Here is a 7,693-nt window from a genome sequence, read left to right as displayed (position 1 = left end):
AGCACCCACGACAGTCAGCATTTCGAAAGGGTCATTGACAAGGCCAACACCAATCGCAATATCTACGCCGACCGAGGCTATCCCTCTGCGGAGCGGGAAGCTTGGCTGAAGGCAAACGGCTATAGGAGCCAGATTCAGCGTAAAGGCCATCGAAACAAACCGTTGTCCAAGACTCAGCAAGGGCGAAACCACAGGATTGCAAAGACTAGGGCACGGGTTGAACATGCATTTGCGGCGATGGAACAAATGGGTAGAAAACTGATCCGCACCATTGGACAGGTGCGCGCTAATTTTGCCATGACGATGATGGCAGCATGTTACAACCTAAAGCGGTTGGCGTACTTCCAGAGCGCGTGCATCGTGGCTTTCTGACGCCCAGAATGGGTCAAATGGCCCTAGCCAGGGCAATGTGCGATAGAATCAGTAGCGTGATAATCAAAAAAAATCTAATTATTTAGAATGAAAGCCAAGGGTTAATTGAAAATCTTGAGTTTTTCGAGGTGCCCTGAAGTGTATTAATTGAATTCTATTAAGTTAAGTAGATGGTTAATTATTAAAGATATGGAATAATTTTAATATTAAATTATTAACTAAAATACTGGCAGAATTAAACGGCTATGGGATAACTAAATAGCTAATAATGTATACAATAGTTATGAAAAAAATCACTTTAGCCTATTTGGCTATGATATAGATTGGTTACAATATGATGGCCGCTACAGGAGTGATTATACAGATAATCAATAAAGTCGTAGTATTAATATTTACTGCTTCGCTGTGATTGGCCAGCGATTTTTGTTAGTTTTTTCTTATAACTATTTTTTTTTATTTAATTAGTAGCATTGAAATGAATTTATTAAATTTTATCACGACTGTGAGTTAATAATTGCACAAGAATGACGATGATTCGCTATAATCCCATCAAGGGCTAATTATTCATGTCATATTGGGAGATTATTATGCGCTGGCGGGATCATCGCAAGAGCGATAATGTTGAAGACAGACGGAATCAATCGGGTAGAATGGGATCACCTTTTGGTGGCGGTGGTATGCGATTGCCGTTACGTGGAAAAAGTGGTTTATTCATTTTAGTGGTTGTTCTCGTTGCCGGCTATTATGGTATCGATTTAACCAGCTTTATCACCGGCGGATCGAGCATTAACTCCTCTCACCAAGCAAATTACCAACCGATCAGTGCCAAAGATCAACAATTAGCTGATTTTACCTCAGTTATATTAGCGTCAACTGAAGACGTCTGGCAAAAAGAGTTTAGTCGCTTGGGACGTAGTTATACTTATCCTAAATTAGTACTTTATCGAGGTTATACTACCACGGCTTGTGGTACTGGTCAGGCAATTATGGGGCCATTTTATTGTCCTGCTGATCAAAAAGTTTATATTGATCTGTCATTTTATGAAGAGATGAAAAATAAGCTTGGGGCAGGTGGTGATTTTGCCCAAGGCTATGTTGTGGCACATGAAGTAGGTCATCATGTTCAACATTTATTAGGCATTGATCAAAAAGTTAGAGAGGCTCAACAAAGTATGAGTCGTACTGACGCGAATAAACTTTCGGTTAAGCTTGAACTGCAAGCTGACTGTTTTGCTGGTGTTTGGGGCAATAAAATGGATGAGCAAGGTCTGCTAGAAGAAGGCGATTTACAACAAGCATTAGCGGCGGCCCAGGCAATCGGTGATGATCGTTTACAGCAACAAAGCCAAGGACGTATTGTACCCGATAGTTTTACCCATGGTACCTCTGAGCAGCGTTATACTTGGTTTAAAAAAGGCTATGATAGCGGGGACTTTAAAAGTTGTAATACTTTTGGCGCACTATAGCGCGATAAAAGTTACCTCGAGTTAGCACAATTTTAGCGGCTAATAGGCTCTATTATTTATTTTGATCAGTCATGATTTATTGATAGGATAAATTAATTATATATTTTTATTGGTAAATAATTTTATGGGTAATTTTGATCCAACATTACTTATTTTATTAGTGTTGGCTGGCTTAGGAATAATTAGTCATAACATGACGGTGGCATTGGCAATGCTATTTTTGTTAGTTGTTCGCATTACGCCGCTTAATAATTTTTTCCCTTGGGTTGAAAAATATGGCTTAACCATCGGTATTTTGATTTTAACTATTGGTGTAATGGCCCCTATCGCCAGTGGCAAGATCTCGCCACAAGATGTTATTAACTCTTTTTTTAACAGGAAATCGTTATTGGCAATTGTGATTGGCATTTTGGTCTCTTGGCTTGGCAGTAGAGGCGTCTCTTTGATGTCTAATCAACCGCCCACAGTTGCCGGATTATTGGTTGGCACAGTGATAGGCGTTGCTGTTTTCCGCGGTGTTCCAGTTGGTCCATTAATAGCAGCAGGTCTTCTCTCGCTACTGATTGGCAAGTTTTAGTGACTATTGCAAGCCTGATTAATTTACAATCTCAGTTGCGCATTCAGGGGCAACGCCGCTTACTCGTGCTAAGCGGTAATAGCAAATGGATCATTGAGCAACTATTTGCGCTTAGACAAGGGATGATTGGCGACTGGCCAATCATTTCACCACATTGGCCTGATGCTATACTGCCACAAAATGCGGGGTCACTATTAGGACAAGAGTTCTCACATGGCGTTTTTGATGCCACTAAAGGTTTTCATACAGAAGCATTGCTGATGTTGGCAGGGACATTAAAAGCGGGTAGTTATCTCATTCTTTGCCTGCCTGAGTGGGGGACTTGGTCTCAACAGCCTGATCAAGATAGTCAACGCTGGAATGAAGTGGCGTCGACAATAGCAGTGCCAAATTTTGTCTGTTGGTTGAAGTATCATCTACAGTATGATGCTAATGTTTTGCTGTGGTGTGAAGGTAAACCTTTTACCGCTGACAAGCTACCACAATTAACTGCCTGGCATCAGCCGAATGGACAAACAACGATTGAACAACAAAAAATTTTGCAGCTTCTGCTGACTGGTAAGGAGGGGGTTTGGGCATTAGTTGCCCCTCGTGGCCGTGGAAAATCTGCGTTAGCAGGTATGTTGATTGAACGTTGGCAGGGGGAATGTTGGGTTTGTGCGCCAGCAAAATCAGCGTCAATGGTATTAACGCACTATACCGACAAAAAAATTCGCTATTGGTCAATTGACCATTTATTGGCTGATTGTCGATTACAAAAAAACTACAAGGTTGATTGGTTAATTATTGATGAAGCGGCGATGATCCCGATTGCGCAACTAAATCAATTAACGCACTATTTCCCACGTTTACTCTTTACTACCACTGTTGATGGCTATGAAGGCACAGGGCGCGGATTTTTGCTAAAACTTTGTGCGCAATTAGCGCAATGTCACATTCTAACTTTAACCACGCCGATCCGCTGGGCATCAAATGATCCGTTGGAGAATTGGTTAAATAATAGCTTGTTATTAAAAGAATATTTACCAAAATCAACGACGCTAGCTAAATTAAATAACCAACACATGGTGTTGTTACCTATATCGCCGTCTTTATTAATTGAAAAACCAAAATTATTATCAGCAATATATAGTTTGCTGACTAATGCGCATTATCGTACCTCACCGCTTGATTTAAGACGATTATTGGATGCGCAAGGGATGCATTTATTGGTTGCACAGCAAAAGGAAAATTTGTTAGCTGTGTTATGGTTAGTGGATGAAGGTGGATTATCCGCGTCGCTTGCCCATGAGGTATGGGCTGGACGGCGTCGACCTAGAGGTAATTTAGTTGCTCAATCTTTAGCTGCACATAGCTATTTTCCGCAAGCGGCACAAATGAATTCTCAGCGAATTAGCCGTATAACCGTTGCTGCAGCTTTTCGTCGTCAGGGAGTGGCAACAAAATTACTCCGTTTTTATAAGCAGCAGGCGATGGAAGAGAGGAAAGATTTTCTTTCTGTCAGCTTTGGCTATTGTGAGCAGTTGCAGTCATTATGGCAGCAAAATGGTTTTCATTTGGTCAGAGTTGGCAGCCGTAAAGAAGCGACTAGTGGATATTATACCGCTATGGCGGTATTGCCTTTATCAACAGCGGCTAAACAATTGGTGTCACGGGCGCAATATTTGTTAAAGCGAGACGCTTTTTATATCAATCAGCTAACCGGTTTAGCGCTAACAGCAATTAGCGATGATAAATTAAATGATGAAGATTGGCAGGTTTTGGCAGGTTTTGCTTATGGTAATAGAAGTTTTTCAACTAGCTATCCAGCAATCCGACGGTTATTAATTCAATCGTCACTGGCTTTAACAGCGACTAGAATTCACTGTGAACATAATTTATCTATTGAGATATGCTGTCAGCAGTTAAAATTGACAGGTCAAAAAATGTGGTTAAAACAGGTACGCAACGATATTGCTGCAGCATTATCAAAATTGGACTGGCAGCGAGCAGAAAAACTTAAATCATGGGTTAATGCTTCTTTTGCTTAGGCAAGTCATCTTCGTCATCCCATTTGTCGTTAAAATCACGGTGAGGAGGAAGTTTGGGTTTGTTATCTAAAAAACGTTTAGGATCGATTTTTTGCATCTGTTTGACGGCACTCCAAATGATACCAATCAGAAGCAAAATAATAATAATCCACCAGTAATCAGTTATCCAATGCATAGTTGTTTTTCCATTAGCAAATGTAGTAAATAAAGTATACTCTTTTTTCCTTTATCGTATAACTATTATAGATTTAAGTATGCGTTTACAACGAATTTTACTCATTATTGTCGGCTGGTTTAGTATTATCCTAGCGATATTGGGTATACTTTTGCCATTATTACCCACTACCCCTTTTTTGTTATTAGCCGCCTGGTGTTTTTCTCGCTCATCACCACGTTTTCATTACTGGTTACTTCATAACTCATGGTTTGGTAAATATATTCGTCATTGGCAACAACATAAAGCGCTGCCTAAAGGGGTTAAAATTAAGATAATTGTTATTATTTTATTTAGTTTTATTTTTTCGCTTTGGTTTGTAGAAAGTTGCTGGATCAGAGGGGCACTCCTCATTATCTTAGCGATATTGCTCGCTTATCTATTAAGGTTGCCACAAATCGATGGGGAAAAAAATTAGCCCAATTTATTATTTAGCTAGTGAATTTAAATTTTGGGTTCATAATAATATTTTTTGCATAATTTCCTGATAAACGAGACTTAATTTCTGAAGATCAGCAACACTAACACATTCATCAACTTTATGAATGGTTGCATTTAAAGGGCCTAATTCAACAATTTGTGCCCCCATTTTAGCAATAAAGCGGCCATCAGATGTTCCTCCATCAGTTGATAACTGAGGTTGATAGCCGCAATATTGTTTTATCACCTGGCTGACAATATTAATTAATTTACCTTTTTCTGTTAAAAATGGATGGCCGGATAATAACCACTCAATTTTATAATCGAGTTGATATTTTTCTAGTATTGCTTCAATTTGGTGGCGAATTTGTTGCTCGGTGAGTTCGTTGCTAAAGCGAAAATTGAATTGTATGACTAACTCGCCAGGAATAATATTGTTACTACCAGTACCAGCATGAATATTGGAAATCTGCATGCTGGTGGAAGGAAAATAAGCATTGCCCGCATCCCATTTTTTATTAACTAGCTCATGTAAAAAAGCTAATGAACTATGTATTGGATTATTGGCTAAATGGGGGTAAGCAATGTGCCCTTGCGTTCCTTCGATGGTGAGTTTGGCGGTGAGTGATCCTCGACGACCATTTTTGATAATATCACCAATTTTAATCTGGCTAGATGGTTCACCAACTATGCAATAATCAATTTGTTCATTTCGTATCATTAATTCATCAACCACTTTTACCGTTCCGTTAGTGGCTTTAGCCTCTTCGTCAGAAGTAATTAAGAAGGCCAATCGGCCAGAATGGTTGGGAAAATCGCTAATAAATCTCTCGGCGGCAATAATCATTGCAGCAAGGGAACCTTTCATATCGGCTGCTCCTCGGCCATAGAGCAGTCCGTTATTTAATGTTGGTGTAAAGGGAGGATAACGCCAATTGTCAGTTGCACCTGGCGGAACAACATCGGTATGTCCAGCAAAAGCTAGCGTTTCACCTTGTTCGCCATGATATGCCCATAGATTGGTGGTATCGTCAAAGGCCATAACTTCAATTGAAAAACCAAGTTTTTTCAATCGATTAATTAAAATTGTTTGACAGCCATTATCATCGGGGCTAACAGAGGGTTGCTTAATAAGTTGTTGCGCAAGCTTAAGAACAGGACAAATCATGGTTAGCCTCTGTGATGAATAAATTGTTGGTATTGGTCTATACAAAAACCGAGTAGATAATGGTTACCAGTAGTTGTTAATAATGGGCGTTTAATAATTGCTGGATATTTTAACATTAACTCTTTAGCACTAGCGACATCAATAATATTCGCTTTTTGCTCATCGGACAATTTTTTCCAGGTTGTACCACGTTTATTGATCAAGGCTTCCCAGCCTAAGTATTGAATAAAAATTTCGAGTAATTCAATTGATATCCCATCCGTGCGATAATCATGGAATTGATAGATTATATGATGATTATCCAGCCACTGACGTGCCTTTTTAATAGTATCACAATTTTCTATACCATAAAGTATGTAACTTACTGAAGTTGACATCATAATTTCCTTTTTTGATATGTAGCAAAGATCTCTATAATGCTGCAAAATGCGATAATAATCTATATAAGGCTACTATTAAGTAGAATACTTATTAAATTTATTAGAAATCGATTATAAAAAAATTCAATAAAATATATTCTACATCACATAAAATGATGTGTTAATTAAGCAATGCATATAAATATACTATGTGTTAGATGATGATGTTTTAATAAATCATTTCTTCATCCTTTAATGATATTTTATCTATGTTAAGTTTATTTAGCGCGCATATAAACTAGGCTGGCTTCCAAGCGAGAACGCACATTAAGTTTTTTCAGCAAATTACGAATATGTACTTTGACTGTTTCTTCAGAAATAAAAAGAGATTTAGATATTTCTCTATTTTTTAGTCCATTAGCAATTTCACGTAATACTTCAAATTCACGTTTTGTTAATGAAGAAAGTGGATCTTGATATTGATGACGATTATTTAAATACTGATGAATTTGATTACTAAAAACGGGTAAACCATTTGCGGCGCTTTTCAGGCTATTAAGTAACATATCTAATTCGCAATTTTTTAATAAATAACCATTAGCACCAGCATCGATAGCATTATAAACATCAATTCTATTAGCAGAAAAAGAAAGAATTAATATATAAGATTTAATTCCCTCTTTTCTAATTTGACGAATAACTTCAGGACCATACATGTTAGGGCACCTCGAAAAACTCAAGATTTTCAATTAACCCTTGGCTTTCATTCTAAATAATTAGATTTTTTTTGATTATCACGTTACTGATTCTATCGCACATTGCCCTGGCTAGGGCCATTTGACCCATTCTGGGCGTCAGAAAGCCACGATGCACGCGCTCTGGAAGTACGCCAACCGCTTTAGGTTGTAACATGCTGCCATCATCGTCATGGCAAAATTAGCGCGCACCTGTCCAATGGTGCGGATCAGTTTTCTACCCATTTGTTCCATCGCCGCAAATGCATGTTCAACCCGTGCCCTAGTCTTTGCAATCCTGTGGTTTCGCCCTTGCTGAGTCTTGGACAACGGTTTGTTTCGATGGCCTTTAC

Annotated in this window: 9 protein-coding genes and 1 pseudogene; 5 read left to right on the top strand and 5 right to left on the bottom strand. The window is 38.7% G+C overall.

What is annotated here, in order from left to right:
- From CBG25_RS04925 to CBG25_RS04910, 4 genes are all read left to right on the top strand, one after another.
- Nucleotides 1–372 (top strand): transposase (locus tag CBG25_RS04925; protein ID WP_290603757.1); only part of this gene is annotated, 372 nt, incomplete at its 5' end.
- 587 nt (nucleotides 373–959) lie between these two features.
- Nucleotides 960–1,838 carry a neutral zinc metallopeptidase gene (locus tag CBG25_RS04920; RefSeq protein WP_290604984.1) on the top strand — a complete coding sequence of 293 codons (879 nt, stop codon included), beginning with the start codon at nucleotides 960–962 and terminating at the stop codon, nucleotides 1,836–1,838.
- 124 nt (nucleotides 1,839–1,962) lie between these two features.
- Nucleotides 1,963–2,415, top strand: a complete 453-nt coding sequence (locus tag CBG25_RS04915) for a DUF441 domain-containing protein (protein ID WP_290604982.1) — start codon at nucleotides 1,963–1,965, stop codon at nucleotides 2,413–2,415.
- Nucleotides 2,415–4,445: a GNAT family N-acetyltransferase gene (locus CBG25_RS04910; RefSeq protein ID WP_290604980.1), complete on the top strand. Its 2,031-nt coding sequence runs from the start codon at nucleotides 2,415–2,417 to the stop codon at nucleotides 4,443–4,445. Before CBG25_RS04915 ends, CBG25_RS04910 begins: the two co-directional genes overlap by 1 nt.
- On the opposite strand, the gene CBG25_RS04905 is transcribed toward CBG25_RS04910, so the two are convergent.
- Complete coding sequence (locus CBG25_RS04905) at nucleotides 4,426–4,620, bottom strand: YpfN family protein (protein ID WP_290604978.1); 195 nt, start codon at nucleotides 4,618–4,620, stop codon at nucleotides 4,426–4,428. The two genes, CBG25_RS04910 and CBG25_RS04905, sit on opposite strands and share 20 nt — an antisense overlap.
- Before the next feature lie 79 nt (nucleotides 4,621–4,699).
- Here CBG25_RS04905 and CBG25_RS04900 point away from each other — a divergent pair, with 79 nt between their 5' ends.
- The gene (locus tag CBG25_RS04900) at nucleotides 4,700–5,077 is read left to right on the top strand and encodes a DUF454 family protein (protein ID WP_290604976.1); all 378 of its coding nucleotides are present in this window, start codon (nucleotides 4,700–4,702) and stop codon (nucleotides 5,075–5,077) included.
- Nucleotides 5,078–5,116: 39 nt separating this feature from the next.
- Here the strand turns inward: CBG25_RS04900 and dapE are convergent, their stop codons facing one another.
- The 4 genes and pseudogenes from dapE to CBG25_RS04880 all read right to left on the bottom strand — a co-directional run.
- Nucleotides 5,117–6,247 (bottom strand): succinyl-diaminopimelate desuccinylase, encoded by a 1,131-nt coding sequence (dapE, locus tag CBG25_RS04895; RefSeq protein ID WP_290604974.1) that lies wholly within the window; start codon nucleotides 6,245–6,247, stop codon nucleotides 5,117–5,119.
- Between the two features lie 2 nt (nucleotides 6,248–6,249).
- On the bottom strand, nucleotides 6,250–6,624 hold the full coding sequence (locus CBG25_RS04890) for an ArsC family reductase (protein WP_290604972.1): 375 nt from the start codon (nucleotides 6,622–6,624) through the stop codon (nucleotides 6,250–6,252).
- Nucleotides 6,625–6,884: 260 nt separating this feature from the next.
- Nucleotides 6,885–7,316 (bottom strand): annotated as a pseudogene (locus CBG25_RS04885) (LuxR C-terminal-related transcriptional regulator); the annotation flags it as partial.
- A gap of 144 nt (nucleotides 7,317–7,460) precedes the next feature.
- A partial coding sequence (locus tag CBG25_RS04880; protein WP_290604297.1) for a transposase occupies nucleotides 7,461–7,693 on the bottom strand: 233 nt, incomplete at its 5' end.

This window comes from Arsenophonus sp. ENCA, assembly GCF_002287155.1.
GTDB lineage: Bacteria > Pseudomonadota > Gammaproteobacteria > Enterobacterales > Enterobacteriaceae > Arsenophonus > Arsenophonus nilaparvatae.
The sequence above is the reverse complement of the archived record's forward strand: the minus strand, read 5'-3'. Positions and strand labels throughout refer to the sequence as shown.